This is a genomic window from Roseateles sp. (assembly GCF_031397715.1).
Classification (GTDB): Bacteria; Pseudomonadota; Gammaproteobacteria; order Burkholderiales; family Burkholderiaceae_C; genus Paucibacter_A.
Window position 1 is genome coordinate 1 of record NZ_JANNMI010000102.1, and the last position, 18027, is coordinate 18027.

Genomic DNA, 18027 nt, shown 5'->3' on the forward strand with positions numbered 1-18027 from the left:
CCAGGCTGCCGTTGCCGGTGCACAGATCCAGCACGCGGCGGGTCTGGTCCGACAACCAGGAGTCGATCGCCTCATTGGCGACCAGCTCGGCAATCAGGCTGCGCGGCACGATGGCGCGCTCGTCAATATAAAAGGGCACGCCTTGCAGCCAAGCCTCCTGGGTCAAATAGGCGGCAGGCTTGCGGGTGGCGATGCGCTGTTCGATCAAGGCCTCAATCTTGGCCAAGTTCTCGGGGCTCAGCGCTTCTTGTTCGTGCTCGTCCAAACTGTCCAGCGGGAATCCACAACGCCACAGCACCAGCCACGCGGCTTCGTCAAAGGCGTTGGTCGTGCCGTGGCCAAAAGAAACGCCCGCTTCGGTCAGGCGGGCGGCGCTTTGTTCAATACAGTCAATCAGCTTCACAGCAGCAGGTTCTCCAGCGTCAAACGGTAAATATTCTTCAGCGGTTCCAGGCTGTCGGCGGGCAGGTATTCGTCGATTTTGTGGATGCTGGCGTTGATGGGACCGAACTCGATCACCTCTAGACAGATCTTGGCAATGAAGCGCCCGTCCGAGGTGCCGCCGGTGGTGGAGAGTTGGGCGTTCAGCCCGGTCTCCTGCCGAATCGCCGCACACAAGGCCTCGCTCAAACGCCCGACCGGCGTCAAAAACGGCTCGCCGCCCAGCGTCCAATCCAAGGCGTACTCCAGGCCGTGGCGCTCCAGCAGGGCCAGCACGCGGGCCTTCAGTCCTTCCGGCGTGGACTCGGTCGAGAACCGGAAATTGAAATCCAAGACCATCTCGCCCGGGATCACATTGGTCGCCCCAGTGCCGGCGCTGATGTTTGAGATCTGCAAGGTAGTGGCGGGGAAATAGTCATTGCCGGCGTCCCAGACCATCGCCGTCAACTCGGCCAGAGCCGGTGCCGCTTGGTGCACCGGGTTGCGCGCCAATTGCGGGTAGGCCACATGGCCTTGGATGCCCTTGACCCGGAGCTTGCCGCTGAGCGTGCCACGGCGACCGTTTTTCAGCATATCGCCGACGGCATCAACGGAGGTCGGCTCGCCGACGATGCAGTAATCCAAGCGCTGGCCACGTGCCAGTAAAACCTGGCAGCAAACCTTGCTGCCATCAATCGACGGGCCTTCCTCGTCGCTGGTCAACAAGAAGGCGAGGCTGCCGGCGTGGTCCGGGTGGGCGGCGATGAACTCTTCGGCCGCGACTACCATCGCCGCGACCGAACCCTTCATATCGGCGGCACCGCGGCCGTAGATGCGGCCGTCCCGGTAGCTGGGCACAAAAGGGTCGCTGGCCCAGGCATCCAGGCGGCCGGGCGGCACCACATCGGTGTGGCCAGCGAACATCAGCACTGGCTTGTCTGGCAAGCCATGTTTGATCGCCCAAAGATTGCTGACGCGGAAGTTCTCCGGACCGCTGTCCATGCGTTCGATCTCGAAACCGAGCGCGGCCAGGCGAGCAGCGATCAGCTCTTGGCAGCCAGCATCAAGCGGCGTGACGGACGGGCGCGCGATCAGCGCCTCAAGCAAGGCAAGGGTGTTGGACATGAATTTTTTGGGTCGTGGTATCAATCCTGGCGCACGTCCAGGGTGATCTCGGTAAAGCTGGCTTCGTCACTGGGCGTGGCTTCGGCTTGCTTGGCTGAAGCCTTGTTCGCCCCGGGCGCATCGTTTTGCAAACGCCAGAGTAAATTGGTCGGCGAGTCGGCGAAGGCCAGGCCTTCTTCGCGCGTGATGGTGCCGGCTATGATCAGTTTGGCGAAGTTCTCTTCATAGGTTTGTGAGCCTTCGGCCATGGACTTTTCCATCGCTTCCTTGACGCCGCTGAAGTCACCATGCTCAATCAACTCCGAGATCAGCTTGGTGTTGAGCAAGATCTCGATGACCGGAATGCGCCCGCCGGCCGAGGCCCGCACCAGGCGCTGCGACACAATCGATTTCAGCCCGGCCGCCAGGTCATTCAGCAGCGCCGGGCGTGACTCCGGCGTGTAGAAGGACAGAATGCGGTTCAGCGCGTGATAGCTGTTATTGCCGTGCAAGGTGGCCAGCACCAAGTGGCCTGACAGCGCGTACGAGATCGCCGAGGTCATGGTCTCGCGGTCGCGGATCTCACCGATCAAGATGCAGTCCGGCGCCTGGCGCAAGGCATTCTTCAGGGCGATTTGCAGCGAGGCGGTGTCGCGCCCGACCTCGCGCTGGTTGACCACCGAGCGCTTGTTGGTGAACAGATATTCGAGCGGGTCCTCGATGGTGAGGATATGGCCGCTCATGCTTTGGTTGCGCTGCTCCAGCATCGACGCCAGCGTGGTGCTTTTGCCGGTGCCGGTGGCGCCGACCATCAGGATCAGGCCGCGCTTTTCTTGCACCAGCTTGCCCAAGACCGGCGGCAGGTTGAGGCTCTCCAGCGAAGGGATGTTGTGCGGAATATGGCGGAACACACCGGCGATGCTGCCGCGCTGGCGAAAGCCCGAAAGCCGAAAGCTGCCGACCTTGCTGACCGCTACCGCCATATTCAGCTCGCCGGTGGCGTCCAGCTCGGCCAGTTGCGCCGGCTCCACCACCTCGGCGATCAACTGGCGCGGCTGGCTGTGCGTCAGCACTTGGTCGGACAGCTGCACGATCTGCCCGTTCAGACGGATCAACACCGGCATATTGGCCGACAGATAAACGTCGGATGCGCCCTTGTCGGCCATCAAGCGCAGGATGCGCTCCATATTGCCGCTCATGTGTGCCCCTCGTCCGATGAGTACATCGACCGATCCCCCGAGGGGATAGCCATCCGTTGGATGGCTCGGGCTCGCTTGGGGCGGCCCGGCGCTGCGCCCGAGTTCAATGCCATTGATCGCCCCTTATCGCTTGATCAGGCGCGCAGCAGGTCGTTGATGCTGGTCTTGGCGCGCGTACCGGCGTCGACCTTCTTGACGATGATGGCCGCATACAGGCTGTACTTGCCGTTGTTCTTGGGCAGGCTGCCGCTGATCACGACCGAGCCGGCCGGCACGCGGCCATAGGTGACGGTGTCCAGCTCGCGGTCATAGATCGGCGTGCTCTGGCCGATGTAGACGCCCATCGAGATGACCGAGTTCTCCTCGACGATGACGCCCTCGACCACTTCCGAGCGCGCGCCGATGAAGCAGTTGTCTTCGATGATGGTCGGGTTGCCCTGCAGCGGCTCCAGCACGCCGCCGATGCCGACGCCGCCGCTCAGGTGCACGTTCTTGCCGATCTGCGCGCAGCTGCCGACCGTCGCCCAGGTGTCGACCATAGCTCCCTCATCGACATAGGCGCCGATATTGACGTAGGACGGCATCAGGATCACGTTCTTGGCCAGGAAGCTGCCGCGCCGTGCCACGGCCGGCGGCACCACGCGCACGCCCATGGCGCGGATCGCGTCTTCGGTCAGGCCGCCAAACTTGGTCGGCACCTTGTCGAAGAAGGTCATGTCACCGGCACCCATCAGTCGGTTGTCGTTCAGGCGGAAGGACAGCAAGACCGCCTTCTTGACCCATTGATGCACGACCCACTGGCCGACCGACTGGCGCTCGGCCACGCGCAGGCGGCCGGCGTCCAGCTCGGCCATCACCTGCTCAACCGCCTCGCGCACCTCGGGCGCATTGGCGGCAGTGATGGAGGCGCGGGCGTCCCAGGCCAGATCGATGGTGGCTTGCAATTGTGTGGTCATGAATCGGCTCGAAATAGGTCAGGGAGTTGAAAGAGGTGAGTCTGAAAGCGCCGGCTTGAAAGACTGCACGAAGGCTTTGATGCGCTCGGCAGCCTCCATGCATTCGCTCAACTCGGCCACCAGGGCCAGGCGGATACGGCCGGCGCCCGGGTTGATGCCCTGCGCCGCGCGTGCCAACAAGCTGCCCGGCAGCACGGTGACATTGTATTGAGCCAGCAGACCCTGGGCGAAAGCGACATCGTCGCCGGCGTGAATATGGGCCGGCACCTCGGCCCAGAGATAAAAGCCCGCGTCCGGCAAAGCGACTTGCATAACGCCCGCCAGCAGCGGCGTCACCCGCGCGAACTTGGCACGGTACTCGGCCCGATTCGCGACCACATGGGCCTCATCAAACCAGGCCGCCACGCTGGCCGCCTGCACCAGCGGGCTCATCGCGCTGCCGTGATAGGTGCGGTAGAGCAGAAAGCGTTTGATGATGGATGCATCACCGGCCACAAAGCCCGAGCGCAGGCCCGGCACATTGGAGCGTTTGGACAGGCTGGTGAAGGCGATCAGATGGCGGAAGTCGGCGCGACCCAGCTTGGCCGCTGCCTCCAGCCCGCCCAGCGGCGCAGATGCGGGGCCTTCTTCGCCGAAATAGATTTCTGAATAGCACTCGTCCGAAGCGATCACAAAGCCATGGCGGTCGGACAGCTCGAACAGCGTCTGCCATTCGCTCAGCGGCATCACCGCACCGGTCGGGTTGCCGGGCGAGCAGACATAGAGCAGCTGAGTCTTTGCCCAAGTAGCCTCATCAATCTCGGCCCAGTTGGCCGCGAAGTTACGCGCCGGGTCACTGTTGGCAAAAGCCGTCTGCGCGCCGGCCAGCAGGGCCGCGCCTTCGTAGATTTGATAAAACGGATTCGGGCAAACGACGGTCGCGCCGGGGCGGCTGGGGTCGATCACCGTCTGGGCCAGCGCGAACAAGGCCTCGCGCGAACCATTGACCGGCAGCACCTGGGTCGCAGGGTCTAACGTCAAACCATAGCGGCGCGCGAGCCAGGCGCAGATTGCCTCGCGCAGGACCGGCTCGCCGGCGGTGGCCGGGTAGCCCGACAGGCCCTTCATTGCGCCCATCAGTGCGTCTTCAATCAGCTTGGGCGCCGGATGCTTGGGCTCACCGATGCCTAGGCTGATGGAGCGGTAGGCAGGATTCGGCGTGATGCCGGCATTCAAGGCGCGCAGGCGCTCAAAGGGGTAAGGGTGGAGCTTGTCCAGCAGCGGGTTGTGAGGAATGTTGGTCATTGAGTCTTGATTCAAAGCCAGCCGCTACAGCCCGGCTGCGCGCAGCGGCAGGCGAGGCGGCCTTCATGGTGGGTGAGGCCGTAATCCACGGTGATCTCGTCGCCGATGGCCAGATTGCGCAGCGCGAAGAACTCGATCCTGCCGTCCTCCACCTGAATGCGGGCATTGGGCGAGCAGGAATGGTTGGTAAAGCGCATCGCGTCGGCCGAGCGGGTGGCGTCGATGGCGCGGCTGGCCGACAGCTCCACCAGCATGATGCGCTGGCGCCCCTGAGCGCGGCGTCTGGCCTCGGCCACGCTGATGGCCTCGCCGGTCAGGCCTCCTAATTTTGCGCCGAGCAGTACGGTTTCATCGGCGAATACGCCGTAGCCGTCGATGCGGCTGCGCTTGACCCTGACGGCGCTATTCTGATGGGCGCTGCTGTAGGCGAAGGACATCAGCCCAGCAAGCCTGACTGGAATCCATGCGCCGGCAGGTCCACCCGCGGCAGCGGCTTCCAGCCCTTTTGACGGTGCTCGACCACCACATTGGTGTAGATGCCGCCGCGCACATACCACTTGGCGGTGATGCGGATGAAGCGCGGATTCGTCACCTTGACGATGTCGTCAAGAATCGTGTTGGTGACCTTCTCATGGAAGGCGCCCTCGTCACGGTAGCTCCAAAAATACATCTTCAGGCTTTTGAGCTCGACGCATTGCTGGTCGGCAATCATGTCGATGGTGAAGTGAGCAAAGTCGGGCTGGCCCGTCAGCGGGCAGTGGCAGGTGAACTCGGGCACCTGGAACTGGATCACATAGTCGCGCTCAGGGGATGGGTTAGGAAACACATGCAGCTCCTTGCTCGGCCGTGAGGGCGGATTCGGCGGCATTTCGCGCTGCTTGGGCGCCATCGCCATACTGACAGTTGGACTCTTCTTTGCGGGCTTGGGCTCCTCCAGCTTCAGCACCTTGCGGGTCTTGGCCTCCAGCTCCAACGTTTGGCGGCCCTTGCTGCCGGTCTTGGCTGCAGCCTTGACGGGGGACTTGTTGATGGACTTGGACGGAGGGAATATCTTGGCCATGGAATCGGTGCGCCGCAGCAAGGCCAAAGCGCAAGCTGTGTCGGTGAGTAAAAGGGGGAGGGCGCGATGGTATCATCCAGGCCCGATAAAGCGCCCGTTTGCGGCGCTTTTGTGTAAATAAATCAACGGCTTAGCTGCGCTTCAGGCAGCGCTATTTGCGGTACCCGGTCCCCATGCGTCTGAACTCGATCAAGCTTGCGGGCTTCAAGTCCTTTGCCGACGCTACCGTGTTTCAGCTGCCTGGCCAACTGGTGGGCGTGGTCGGGCCGAACGGCTGCGGCAAGTCCAACATCATGGACGCCGTGCGCTGGGTGCTGGGCGAAAGCCGCGCCTCCGAGCTGCGCGGCGAGTCCATGCAGGACGTGATTTTTAACGGCTCCGGCAACCGCAAGCCGGCCAGCCGCGCCAGCGTCGAGCTGGTGTTCTCCAACGAAGACGCCCGTGCCGGCGGCCAGTGGAGTCAGTTCGCCGAGATCGCCGTCAAGCGCGTGTTGACCCGCGACGGCAGCTCCAGCTACTTCATCAACAACCAGCCGGTGCGCCGGCGCGATGTGCAGGACGTGTTCCTGGGTACCGGTTTGGGGCCGCGCGCCTACGCCATCATCGGCCAGGGCACGATCAGCCGCCTGATCGAGAGCAAGCCCGAAGAGATGCGCATGTTTCTGGAGGAAGCCGCCGGCGTCTCCAAGTACAAGGAGCGCCGCCGCGAGACCGAGAGCCGGCTGCGCGACACGCGCGAAAACCTGACCCGCGTCGACGACATCCTGCGCGAGCTGAACGCCAACCTCGAAAAGCTCGAAAAGCAGGCCGAGGTGGCGGCCAGTTACCGTGGCCTGCAGGACGCGGGAAACCTCAAATTGCATCAGCTCTGGTTCCTGAAGCAGCGTGACGCCAGCGTCGAGCAGGCCCGCGTCAGGGCCGAGCATCTGGAGGCCACCAATGCCCTGGAGTCGCGGCTGGCCGAGCTGCGTCAGGTCGAGGCCGAGCTGGAGACGGTGAGGCAAGCCCATTACGCGGCCGGCGACGAGTTGCACGCTAGCCAAGGGCGTTATGCCGAGGCGCAGTTGGAGGTCAGCCGGCTGGAGGAGCGCATCCGCTATGTGGTCGAGGGGCGCAAGCGCGTAGAGGCGCGTCTGACCGAGCTGCAGGTGCAAAACCAGCAATGGGAAGAGCGCTCGCTGCAGTCCAAGGACGAGCTGGAGACGATTGCCGAGCAGATCGCGGCCGCCGAGGAGCAAAGCGAAATCCTCGCCGCGCAGGCCGAGGAGCAGGGCGGCAATCTACCGAATGCCGAGGATGCGGTGCGGGCCGCGCAGGCGCGCGCCAATGAGCAGCGCGCCCTGGTCGTGCAGGTGCAGCAGCAGATCCAGGTGCTGGCGGCCGAGAGCCGCAGCGTCGAGGAGCAGACGCGGCAATTGCGCACCCGGCGCGAGCGTCTGACGACTGAAAGTCAAGGCCTGGCCGCGCCCGATCAAGACAAGCTGGCCGAGCTGAAACGCAACAGCGAGGCGTTTGATGAGGCCCGCGATATGGCCGATGCGCGCTTGCATGAGCTGGGCGAGCAGGTCCCCCAATTTGAAGAAGCCAGGCGGGCCGCGCAGGCCGACGCCAACCAGCAGCAGGCCAAGCAGTCGACCCTGTCGGCGAGGCTAGACGCCTTGCGCGCTTTGCAAGAAAAAGTGCAAACCGAGGGCAAACTAAAACCTTGGTTGGCCAAGCATGGCTTGGACGGTCTGGCCGGCCTGTGGACGCGATTGCACATCAAGCCGGGCTGGGAGAACGCGCTGGAGGCCTCGCTGCGCGAGCGCATGAGCGCGCTCGAAGTCGGACGGCTGGAGACGGTGCGCGCCTTTGAGTCGGACGCGCCGCCGGCAAAGCTGGCCTTTTATTCGCCGCCGGCCGCAGCGATTGCCAACACGCACCAGACCCTGGCGCGCCTGAGCGATCTGCTGCGCCTGGATCACGCCGGCTTGAGTGCCTTGCTGAATGACTGGCTGGAGGGCGTCTACACCGCCGACTCGCTGGACGATGCCCTGGCCAACCGCGCCAAACTGACCCATGGCGAGCTGATCATGACGGCCGCCGGCCACGCGGTCAGCCAATTCGCGGTGAGCTTTTACGCGCCCGATTCCGAGCAGGCCGGCATGCTGGCGCGGGCGCAGGAGATCGAGCATTTGGTGCTGGAGCTGCGCGCTCAAGTGCTGATCGCCGAGGAGTCCAAATCGGCCCTGGTGCGCGCCGAGGCCGGCTACACCGAGGCCACGCAGCGACTCTTGGGCCTGCGTCGCGAGGCGGTCGAAACGCAGAACCGCGCCCACCAATTGCATGTCGAGTTACTTCGGCTGACGGCCCAAGCGGAAGCCGCCAGCAGCCGCCGCAGTCAGCTGGAGGACGAGCTGTTCGAGATCGACGCCCAGGGCGAGGAATTGCAGGAGCGCCGCAGCACCGGCGAGGCGCGCTTCGAGGAACTCGATATGCAGCTGGCGACGACGCAGGAGCGCCATGCCGAGCTGGATGATGCGACGCTCTTGGCCGAGCGCCGCTTGGCCGAGGCGCGCGAGCAGCTGCGCGGCCTGGAGCGGCGCGCGCAAGAGGCGCAGTACAGCGCCCGCGCGCTGGCCTCGCGGCGGGCCGAGCTGCAGCGCGCGATCGAGACCGCCGCCCAGCAGATGCAGACCAACCAGCAGTCGATCGCCAGCCTGCAGCATGAGCTGGATACGCTCAATGACGCGGCCGCGCAGGCCGGCCTGCAAGACGCCTTGGCGCTGAAGATGGAGCGCGAACATGCGCTGGCCGGCGTGCGCAGCGGCTATGACGATTTGAGCCTGCGCCTGCGCCAGATGGATGAGCAGCGCCTGGCTTTCGAGCGCAGCCTGGATCCGCTGCGCGAGCGCCTGACCAAGCTGCAGCTTGAAGAACAAGCCGCCCAGCTCGGCGGCGCGCAGTATCTGGAGCAACTGGTCGCCGCCGGCGTCGACATGGCCGCGCTGGCGCTCAGTGTCGAGGAGGGGCAGGTCAAACTCTACGGCCTGCAGGGCGAGATCGACCGCATCAACCGCGAGATCGCGGCCCTCGGCGCCGTCAATCTGGCCGCACTCGACGAGCTGACGTCGGCGCGCGAGCGCAAGACCTTCCTTGATTCGCAATGCGCCGATTTGCAGTCGGCCATGGCCACGTTGGAGGACGCGATCCACAAGATCGACCTGGAGACGCGCGACCTGCTTAGCGCCACCTTCGAGCAGGTGAATCTGCATTTTGGCCGCATGTTCCCGATCCTGTTCGGTGGCGGCCAGGCCAAGCTGATGATGACCGGCGACGAAATTCTCGATGCCGGCGTGCAGGTGATGGCCCAGCCGCCGGGCAAGAAGAACAGCACCATCCACCTGCTCTCGGGTGGCGAAAAAGCGCTGACGGCGATTGCTCTGGTGTTCGCCATTTTTCAACTCAACCCCGCCCCGTTCTGTTTATTGGACGAGGTGGACGCCCCATTGGACGACGCCAACACCGAGCGTTATGCCAAACTGGTGGCCCAGATGAGCAGCGGAACCCAGTTCCTCTTCATCTCACACAACAAGATCGCAATGGAAATGGCAGAACAATTGATTGGTGTGACCATGCAAGAGCAGGGCGTTTCACGCATAGTGGCGGTGGACATGGACAAGGCGCTGGCCCTTGCAGAACTGACATGACGCTCACGGAGATGCTTGCTATAGCCGGTGGCGTGGTGCTGGCCGGCGTCGTCGCCCACGGCGCCTGGAGCGCCCGCAAGGCCGGCCCACGCCGCGCCGATGCGCAGCTGGAACCTTTGATGGATGGCGACCGGCTGGAGCCCGGTCTGGACGTTCCGGCGCTGGACGGGGCTGCGGTGGCATTAGATGGGACGCTGCCGGCCGTGGCTCGCGTGCGCAAGCCCTCGGCCCGCATCGATGCCTTGATCGACGCGATCGCCACCCTCACGCTGGACGCGCCGGTCAGCGGCGAGATGGCGCTCGCGCATCTGCCGGGCAGCCGCCGTGCCGGCACCAAGCCCTTTCATATCGAGGGCCTGAATGCCGAGACCGGCGAGTGGGAGTTGCCCGTACCCGGTCAACGTTATGGCGAATTCCAGGCCGGCGCGCAGATGGCCAACCGCAACGGCGCGATGAACGAGATCGAGTACTCGGAATTTGTGCAGAAAGTGCAGAGCTTCGCCGACGGCGTCGGCGCCTTTGTGCAGTTTCCCGACATGCTGGATGTGGTCGGGCGGTCGCGCGAACTGGATCAGTTTGCCGGCGATCATGACGCGCAGCTGGCGGTGATCCTGCGCGCCAAATCGGCCGCCTGGACCTTGGGTTATGTGCAGCAGGTGGCCGCGCGGCACGGCTTTGTGCCGGGTTCAATGCCGGGGCGTTTGGTGCTGGCTTCCGAGGAAGAAGGCGCGCCTCCGATTCTGACGCTGAACTTCGAGTCGCAGGCGGCCTTGGCCGAGAATCCGCAGGCTTCGTCCTTGCGCGAGTTGTCGCTGTCGCTGGACGTGCCGCAAACGGCTGAAGCGCTGGAGCCGTTCGCGTCATGGCAAGAAGCGGCGCGAGGGCTGGCGCGCGACATTGAGGCCGATGTCTGCGACGACCGGGGTCAGGTCTTGAATCTGCATGCCTTCGCGTCGATCGGTCAGGACCTCACCACGCTCTACCGAGCCCTGGCCTCACGTGATTTGGCGGCCGGTAGCTTGGTCGCGCGGCGTCTTTTCAGCTAAGGAGGAAATGCATTGACCACCAGCCTGCTTTTGATTGCGGCCCTGATCGCCGCCAGCGCCTTCTTCTCGGTGGCGGAGTTGGCGCTGGCCGCCTCGCGCCGGCTCAAGCTGCAGCAGCTGGCCGATGACGGTGATGCGCGCGCGCTGCGGGTGTTGGCGGTGCAGGAGCAGCCGGGCCACTACTTCACCGTGGTGCAGATCGGCGTCAACACGGTCGCCATCCTGGGCGGCTTTGTCGGCGAGGGCGCGCTGACCCCACATTTCGAGGCGGCTTTGCGCTTGATTGTGTCGCCCGAGCAAGCCTATTCGCTCGGTTTCAGCCTGTCCTTTCTGACCATCATCAGCTTGTTCATTGTGCTGGCCGACCTGGTGCCCAAGCGCCTGTCTATGAACGAGCCCGAGCGCATGGCTCTGGTCGTGATCGGGCCTATGCAGGCGTTAGTGACCCTGCTCAAACCCTTGGCCTGGGCCTTCAGCGCGATGACCGAGGCCTTGATCCGCATGATGGGCCGGCCGGCGCAGCGTGACAACTCGATCACCCATCTGGACATTCTGGCGCTGGCCGAGGCTGGCAATCTGGCCGGTGTGGTGGCTGACTCCGAGCAGCAGATGATAGAAAACGTCTTCGAGCTGGACACCCGCCGGGTCGAGAGCACGATGACGACGCGCGAGCACATCGTGTTCTTCTCGATCGAGGACGATGACGCGCTGATCCGCAACCGCATCGCCGAGGCGCCACATTCGACCTATCTGGTCTGCGACGGCGGTGTTGACAACATAGTCGGTTATGTCGACGCCACCGACCTGTTCCAGTCGGTGCTGCGCGGCGAGGTGATCGACCTGCGCGCCGCATTGGCCGCCGGCCAGCTGAAAAAGGTCTTGATCGTGCCGGACCGCCTGACCCTGTCCGAGGTGCTGGTGCAGTTCCGCCAGGTGCACGAGGACTTTGCCGTGATCGTCAATGAGTACAGCCTGGTGGTTGGTGTGATCACGCTCAATGATGTGATGAGCACGGTGATGGGCAGCCGCGCGGTGTCGGCCGAAGAGGAGCAGATCGTGCGCCGCGACGATGGCTCCTTCCTCGCCGACGGCATCACGCCGATCCCCGATGTGCAGCGCGCGCTGGGGCTGGACAGCCTGCCGCATGCCGGCCAGTACGACACCTTGGCGGGCTTTTTGATGGTGATGTTGCGGCGCATCCCCAAGCGCACGGATCAGGTGGTCTGGGAGGGCTGGCGCTTCGAGGTCGTTGACGTGGACAGCCACCGGGTTGATCAGGTGATGATCGCGCGAGTGCCTGTGCCAGACCCTGACAAACCATCGGCATCAGACCGCTGAGCTGGCCCTGGGCGGGCCGCTGGACTCAGCAGCGCCAGCGACTGCGGCAGAAGAGCCGCCACAGCCATGGCACCGCGTCTGAATCAGCGCGGCGAGGCCGCCAAACTGGCTGCTTTAGCCGCGAATTGCTTGCGCTCTGCCTCAGGCATCGGGATCAAACCGCGCCCTGAGAGATAGCCTTCAGGCCCCCAAGACTTTTCGCTGGTGAATTCGATGACGTATTCGCGAATCCCAGGAATCACGCCGACATGCGCCTTCTTCACGTAGAAAAACAGCGGGCGCGAGACCGGGTATTTCGTGCTGGCAATCGCTTCGAAGCCGGGCTTGATGCCCTCAATCGCCACACCCTGAAGTTTGTCGCGATTCTGATCGAGGAAGCTGAAGCCAAAGATCCCAAAGGCATGAGGGTTCGCAGCCAATTTCTTGACGATCAGGTTGTCGTTCTCACCGGCCTCGACAAACGCACCGTCCTCGCGCATCGTCTGGCAGGCTGGTTTGTGGCCTTTTGAGTCGGCAGTCTTCAGCGCGCGCATCACCGGAAACTCGTTGCAACCCACGTCCATCACCAATTCAGTGAAGGCGTCCCGGGTGCCCGATGTTGACGGCGGACCGTAAACCTCAATTTTCACATTTGGCAACTGTGGGTTAATTTCTTTCCATGACTTGTAGGGGTTGGCCACCAGTTTGTGCTGACCTTTGGGGTCAGGCACATGCTTGGCAAGAGCCAGCCAAAGGTCGCTGCGCTCCAACGCGATGGGTTTGGCCGAACTGGCGTGAGCCACGCTGATGCCGTCGTAGCCGATCTTGATTTCGGCGACCTCGGTGACGCCATTCTTCGCGCATATCTCCATTTCGGACTTGGTCATCGGGCGTGAGGAGTTAGCAATGTCTGGATACTGCTCCCCGACGCCGGCACAGAACAACTTGATGCCGCCACCCGAACCGGTTGATTCAAGCTTTGCGGGCTTGAAGCGCTGCGCCTTGCTGAACTGTTCGGCCACGACGGTGGAAAAGGGGAAAACTGTCGACGACCCGACGATGCTGATGTAGTCGCGCGGAGTTTGCGCCTGCACACCGCCGCTGCCGATAGCTGCGCCCAACGCAAGTAGCGCAAGTGGCGCAAGTTCTGCGACCCGGATTTTTTTAGTCATGAGGAAGTCCTTGCTTGAATAAATGGCACACGCGGCACTCTCGATTATGAATGTGTCAGTGTCGTGACGCCTGTACGGCTCGGCCACAATACGCGCTATGACTGAGAATTCTTCCCTCTTTGAGACGGCCGGGCAACGCGTGGCGGAGCTGCGTGAACAACTGAATCACCACGCCCATCTGTATTACGTGCTGGACGCGCCGACGCTGCCGGACGCCGAATACGACCGGTTGTTTCAAGAACTGCAGGCGCTGGAGGCCGCGCATCCTGCGCTGCTAACGCCAGATTCCCCAACCCAGCGGGTGCTGGGCAAAGTGCTGGAGGGCTTCTCGCCGGTGCGCCATGCCGTCGCGATGCTGAGCATACGCACCGAGACCGACACCGAGGCCACGGGTGCGCTGAGCTTCGATCAGCGCGTGCGCAAGCAGTTGGAACTGGCCGAGGATGCGCCGCCGGTCGAATATGCGGCCGAGTTGAAGTTTGATGGTCTGGCCATCAATCTGCGCTATGAGCAGGGTGTGCTGAAGCAGGCCACCACGCGCGGCGACGGCGAGACCGGTGAGGACGTGACTCAAAACATCAAGACCATAGGGCAGATTCCACTACGCCTAAAAAATGCCAGCGCTGCGGTGATCGAGGTGCGCGGCGAGGTCTATATGCGGCGCGATCACTTCGAGGCCCTGAACGAGCGCCAGCGTCAGGCGGGTGACAAGACCTTCGTCAACCCGCGCAACACCGCCGCCGGCGCGGTGCGTCAGCTTGACCCGGCGCTGGCCGCCCAACGTCCCTTGAGCTTCTTTGCCTATGGCCTGGGCGAGGTGAGGGGCTGGGAGCTACCGGCCACTCACAGCGGACTGCTGGACGCGCTGGCGGAGTTGGGTCTGCCGGTCTGCGCCGACCGCGTGGTCGCTTACGGGGCGGCTGGATTGGTCGCGTTTCATCGGGCGATGGGGGCCAAGCGCGACGGCCTGCCGTTTGATATCGACGGCATTGTCTACAAGGTCAACAGCCTCGCCTTGCAGCAGCGGCTGGGTTTCGTCAGTCGCGAACCGCGGTGGGCGGTGGCGCACAAATACCCGGCGCAGGAGATGCTGACCCGGTTGAATGCGATCGAGATCCAGGTCGGCCGCACCGGCAAGCTCACCCCGGTGGCCAAGCTGGAGCCGGTCTTCGTGGGCGGCACGACGGTCTCCAACGCCACGCTGCATAACGTCTTCGAGCTACGGCGCAAGGGCGTGCGGGTCGGCGATCAGGTGATCGTGCGGCGCGCCGGCGATGTGATTCCCGAGGTGGTCGGCAGGGTGGTGGAGCCCAGGACTGCTTATGTACCCAACTTCCGCATGCCACGTGCCTGCCCGGCCTGCGGGAGCGCGGTCGTGCGGGAAAAGGGCGGCATCAACCACAGCTGCAGCGGCGGCCTGTTCTGCCCGGCGCAGCGCAAGCAGGCCTTGCTGCATTTTGCCGGCCGCCGCGCGCTCGACATCGAGGGCCTGGGCGACAAATTGGTGGAGCAGCTGGTCGACGAAGGCCTGGTCACCAGCCTGCCGGGTCTGTACAAATTGGGCGTTGCCAAATTGTCGGCGCTGGACCGGATGGCCGACCGCAGCGCCTTGAATCTGCTGGAATCGCTGGAGAAGAGCAAGCACACCACGCTGGCGCGCTTTCTCTATGGCCTCGGCATTCGCCAGGTCGGCGAGGCCACGGCCAAGGATCTGGCGCGTTACTTCGGCGGTATTGATGCCTTGATGGATGCCAGCGTGGAGCAGTTGTTGCAGGTCCGCGATGTCGGCCCCATCGTGGCGCAGAGCATCCACACCTTCTTCGCCCAGGCGCATAACCGCGAGGTGATTGAGCAACTGCGTGCGGCCGGCCTGAGCTGGCCCGAAGGCGCCGGCGCGGCGGCAGAAATCGGCCCTCAGCCGCTGCTCGGCAAGACCCTGGTGCTGACCGGCACCTTGCCCACGCTGTCGCGCGACGCGGCCAAGGACTTGATCGAAGCGGCCGGCGGCAAGGTCAGTGGCTCGGTATCCAAAAAGACCCATTACGTGGTGGCCGGCGAGGAGGCCGGCTCCAAGCTGGACAAGGCGCGGGAGCTGGGTGTGACGGTGCTGGATGAGGCGGGGCTGCAGTCTTTGTTGGCTGCTACTTGAGCGATTTGAGTCGCTGCAAAGTGCCCGACGCGGAAATCCAAATGCCGCATGCCATGCTCGTTGACTCGCCCCGCCGCCGTGCTCATGGTGCCTGGGCCGGCCTGTGGCCGGCTCCCCTCGGTGCTCACTGCGTGGGTCAGCGGCGGCAAACTCACTTCGTTCAAACAAGTGCCGCCAAGTCAGAAGTGGATGCGCCCTGCGCGCGCCTGACCCGCTCCGCTGCGCCCTCAGCCGCGCACAAATCGCCCGTCGGCGGGCCGAGCCAACTTCGGAGTGGGCGTTCGGTGCGCAGCGAGGGGAACGGCGCTCGCGACGCAAGCGCACGGCCATCCGGTCTGCCGTGCCTCACGCGGCAGCATTAGGTTCAACTGCTGTGAGACTGTATGAGTTGCTGACTCCAAGGCAACTACTGCGGGACTGGCACTTTGCGGTCGAGAGCCAATGTCAGGAACGTGCCCGTTGCGGGAGCTCGTCGAATTTCAGCATTAGGCTGAACGGAGTCAATTGGGGACGGCGGTGATGAACAGTGGCGAGGGTCACCAGTGGTCATTCAGTGTTCGACCAAGCGAGCGACCGCTTCACCTTCAAGACCGGGTATTCGTCAGTGGATAGCACCAAGCCCTCGGCAAAGGACCGTTGTCGCACGGGGCGAAGTGGCACTGCCGACCCAAAGCAGGCGCAGGCATCTTCGATCTATCCAAATTTCTAGCGTCATGAACAGCTGGTGATACCTCAGATACCGGCCGTTCTGCCCAAGAAAGGAAACACTTGACCCGACTATGGCTTCACTGTTTACAGTCGAGCTGTGGAAACTTATCGCATCACCGAACTTGGGCGACGCTGTGGCCTTTCGCGCTCAACGCTGTTGTATTACGACCGCATCGGGCTGTTGTGCCCGAGTGGGCGAAGCCAAGCGGACTACCGCTTCTACACGCAGGATGATTTAGCCACGCTCGAACGCATCTGCTTCTTCCGCGACGCTGGTCTGAGCCTTTCTGAAATCGCCCACCTGTTAAAAAATATCAACAGTGATGGCTCGATTCTGGAAGGGCGCCTGCGCAAAATCAGCCAACAGATTGCCACGCTCAAGTCACAGCAGCGCCTCATCACCAGCATGCTCAAGACGGTGGCGGTGGGGCTCGACGCCTCGGGACTGGATCAGGAGCTGTGGTTGAGCCTACAGCAGGCCAGCGGTCTCGATGAAATGGCGGCCAAGCACTGGCACATCGAGTTCGAACGCAGGGCGCCACGGGCGCATCATGATTTTCTTCTGAGCCTCGGACTCACTGAAAAAGAAGCTATTCAAGTCAGGTTGCTGACCAAAAGCGTTAAGGACAACAAGATGGCTATGAAATACTTTTTCGAACTTTTCGAAGATTTGCCACGGCAGGGGCCGGGGTGTAGGGAAGCCACCCTCAAAGCTCTTGGTTTGCTGAAGAATCTGCCAGTCAAACCCACTGTCCTGGATATCGGCTGCGGCTGCGGCTGCGGTATGCAGACACAGGTTCTTGCGCAGGAACTGGCAACAAAAATTCTTGCGATCGACAATCACCGTTCCTTGCTGGATCAATTGGATCGGTCCTCCGCGGAAAAAGGCTTGAACATTGAAACGCGAGAGCTATCGATGATCGGCATGCCCTTTGACGATGAGAGTTTTGACCTGCTCTGGGCCGAGGGATCGATTTTTATCATCGGCCTTGAGCAAGGTCTAAAGGACTTTAGGGCCTACCTCAAGCCTGCTGGTTATCTAGCCTTTACCGAGATGTGCTGGTTTGTGAGCGAGCCACCGACCGAGGTTCGGGCTTACTTGGACAAGGTCTATCCGGACATCAGAAGCGCAGACGAGGTGTGTCGAATAGCGGCCGCTAGCGGCTACAGGGTGATAGAACACTTCAATTTGCCCGAAAGCGCATGGTGGGACGACTACTACACGCCGATGCTGGAGCATCTACAGAAACTGAAGTTGAAGAATGCCGGTATAGCCGAGGCAGAAGAGGTCTACGCTGCTTGCGAGGAAGAGGTTGAGATGTTCCGACAGCATTCGAAGAGCTATGGCTACACCTTCTTTGTGCTGCAAAAGACATAAGGTGCTGTTCGTATGTTTACTACCAACTTGCCATCATGATGTTAAGCAAACTCGGCTTCAATCATTGGTTCAAGAGCCAGGCCAGTGAATTGTGTGTTTCCGGAAAGTCCATAGCCCGCGTGACGGCTGTTGACCGTAACCAATTGATTGTCAGGAATGAATTGGGCGAGCTACCTGCCGAGCTGGCGGGCAGATTTTTCTACTCCAGCAAGTCGCCTTCCGATCTGCCATGCGTCGGTGACTGGGTCGGTGTGCGGTATCACGATGGTGGAGCTCATGCGACCATCAACCACCGCTTGCCAAGGAAGTCGTCCCTGAGACGAAAAAATCCCGGGAAAATTATCGAGTTCCAAATGATTGCTGCAAATATTGATGTGGCCTTCATCGTCCAGTCCTGTCACTACGATTTCAATTTGCAACGACTGGAGCGCTATCTCGTGATGGTGAGCGAGGGGCAAATCGAGCCAGTAATCCTACTGACCAAGACCGATCTGGTTAGTCTGGAAGAGCGGGAAAAAATGATCGAAGGAATTCGCCAAGTTGGT

General features: G+C 62.6%; 13 protein-coding genes and 1 pseudogene. 6 read left to right on the forward strand and 8 right to left on the reverse strand.

All coding sequences use genetic code 11. From position 1 onward, the window contains the following. From RMO57_RS04370 to queF, 7 genes and pseudogenes are all read right to left on the reverse strand, one after another. Positions 1-403: pseudogene (locus tag RMO57_RS04370) on the reverse strand (50S ribosomal protein L3 N(5)-glutamine methyltransferase); the annotation flags it as partial. Further along, positions 400-1545 (reverse strand): succinyl-diaminopimelate desuccinylase, encoded by a 1146-nt coding sequence (dapE, locus tag RMO57_RS04375; protein WP_310384574.1) that lies wholly within the window; start codon positions 1543-1545, stop codon positions 400-402. The pseudogene RMO57_RS04370 and the gene dapE, both read right to left, overlap by 4 nt. Positions 1546-1565: 20 nt before the next feature. Then, on the reverse strand, positions 1566-2723 hold the full coding sequence (locus RMO57_RS04380) for a PilT/PilU family type 4a pilus ATPase (protein WP_310384576.1): 1158 nt from the start codon (positions 2721-2723) through the stop codon (positions 1566-1568). 134 nt (positions 2724-2857) lie between these two features. Continuing rightward, complete coding sequence (gene dapD, locus RMO57_RS04385; RefSeq protein ID WP_310384578.1) at positions 2858-3679, reverse strand: 2,3,4,5-tetrahydropyridine-2,6-dicarboxylate N-succinyltransferase; 822 nt, start codon at positions 3677-3679, stop codon at positions 2858-2860. 18 nt (positions 3680-3697) lie between these two features. Continuing rightward, complete coding sequence (dapC, locus tag RMO57_RS04390) at positions 3698-4963, reverse strand: succinyldiaminopimelate transaminase (RefSeq protein WP_310384580.1); 1266 nt, start codon at positions 4961-4963, stop codon at positions 3698-3700. Positions 4964-4974: 11 nt separating this feature from the next. Continuing rightward, the gene (locus tag RMO57_RS04395; protein WP_310384583.1) at positions 4975-5400 is read right to left on the reverse strand and encodes an SET domain-containing protein; all 426 of its coding nucleotides are present in this window, start codon (positions 5398-5400) and stop codon (positions 4975-4977) included. Continuing rightward, positions 5400-5831 carry a preQ(1) synthase gene (gene queF, locus RMO57_RS04400; RefSeq protein WP_310384600.1) on the reverse strand — a complete coding sequence of 144 codons (432 nt, stop codon included), beginning with the start codon at positions 5829-5831 and terminating at the stop codon, positions 5400-5402. Before queF ends, RMO57_RS04395 begins: the two co-directional genes overlap by 1 nt. 365 nt (positions 5832-6196) lie before the next feature. Between queF and smc the strand changes: the two genes are divergently transcribed. Genes smc through RMO57_RS04415 form a run of 3 tightly spaced genes read left to right on the forward strand, consistent with a single transcriptional unit; the run spans position 6197 to position 12096 of the window. Further along, complete coding sequence (smc, locus tag RMO57_RS04405; protein ID WP_310384585.1) at positions 6197-9712, forward strand: chromosome segregation protein SMC; 3516 nt, start codon at positions 6197-6199, stop codon at positions 9710-9712. A gap of 11 nt (positions 9713-9723) precedes the next feature. Continuing rightward, positions 9724-10758, forward strand: coding sequence for a cell division protein ZipA C-terminal FtsZ-binding domain-containing protein (locus RMO57_RS04410; protein ID WP_310384587.1), 1035 nt, complete (start codon positions 9724-9726; stop codon positions 10756-10758). A 12-nt stretch (positions 10759-10770) separates the two neighbouring features. After that, positions 10771-12096, forward strand: a complete 1326-nt coding sequence (locus RMO57_RS04415) for a hemolysin family protein (RefSeq protein ID WP_310384589.1) — start codon at positions 10771-10773, stop codon at positions 12094-12096. An 83-nt stretch (positions 12097-12179) separates the two neighbouring features. On the opposite strand, the gene RMO57_RS04420 is transcribed toward RMO57_RS04415, so the two are convergent. Further along, positions 12180-13247 (reverse strand): PstS family phosphate ABC transporter substrate-binding protein, encoded by a 1068-nt coding sequence (locus tag RMO57_RS04420; RefSeq protein WP_310384591.1) that lies wholly within the window; start codon positions 13245-13247, stop codon positions 12180-12182. Positions 13248-13344: 97 nt separating this feature from the next. Between RMO57_RS04420 and ligA the strand changes: the two genes are divergently transcribed. From ligA to rsgA, 3 genes are all read left to right on the forward strand, one after another. After that, a complete protein-coding gene (ligA, locus tag RMO57_RS04425) occupies positions 13345-15396 on the forward strand; it encodes an NAD-dependent DNA ligase LigA (RefSeq protein WP_310384593.1) in 2052 nt (683 codons plus the stop codon). An 805-nt stretch (positions 15397-16201) separates the two neighbouring features. Continuing rightward, on the forward strand, positions 16202-17482 hold the full coding sequence (locus RMO57_RS04430; RefSeq protein WP_310384595.1) for a MerR family transcriptional regulator: 1281 nt from the start codon (positions 16202-16204) through the stop codon (positions 17480-17482). Positions 17483-17517: 35 nt separating this feature from the next. Continuing rightward, positions 17518-18027: GTPase RsgA (rsgA, locus tag RMO57_RS04435; RefSeq protein WP_310384598.1), on the forward strand; the 510-nt coding region annotated here is incomplete at its 3' end.

Excerpts from the sequence above, each read along its gene's own strand:
- dapE (WP_310384574.1), bottom strand. The coding sequence starts at position 1,545 with ATGTCCAACACCCTTGCCTTGCTTGAGGCGCTGATCGCGCGCCCGTCC.
- RMO57_RS04380 (WP_310384576.1), bottom strand. The coding sequence starts at position 2,723 with ATGAGCGGCAATATGGAGCGCATCCTGCGCTTGATGGCCGACAAGGGC.
- dapD (WP_310384578.1), bottom strand. The coding sequence starts at position 3,679 with ATGACCACACAATTGCAAGCCACCATCGATCTGGCCTGGGACGCCCGC.
- dapC (WP_310384580.1), bottom strand. The coding sequence starts at position 4,963 with ATGACCAACATTCCTCACAACCCGCTGCTGGACAAGCTCCACCCTTAC.
- RMO57_RS04395 (WP_310384583.1), bottom strand. The coding sequence starts at position 5,400 with ATGTCCTTCGCCTACAGCAGCGCCCATCAGAATAGCGCCGTCAGGGTC.
- queF (WP_310384600.1), bottom strand. The coding sequence starts at position 5,831 with ATGCCGCCGAATCCGCCCTCACGGCCGAGCAAGGAGCTGCATGTGTTT.
- smc (WP_310384585.1), top strand. The coding sequence starts at position 6,197 with ATGCGTCTGAACTCGATCAAGCTTGCGGGCTTCAAGTCCTTTGCCGAC.
- RMO57_RS04410 (WP_310384587.1), top strand. The coding sequence starts at position 9,724 with ATGCTTGCTATAGCCGGTGGCGTGGTGCTGGCCGGCGTCGTCGCCCAC.
- RMO57_RS04420 (WP_310384591.1), bottom strand. The coding sequence starts at position 13,247 with ATGACTAAAAAAATCCGGGTCGCAGAACTTGCGCCACTTGCGCTACTT.
- ligA (WP_310384593.1), top strand. The coding sequence starts at position 13,345 with ATGACTGAGAATTCTTCCCTCTTTGAGACGGCCGGGCAACGCGTGGCG.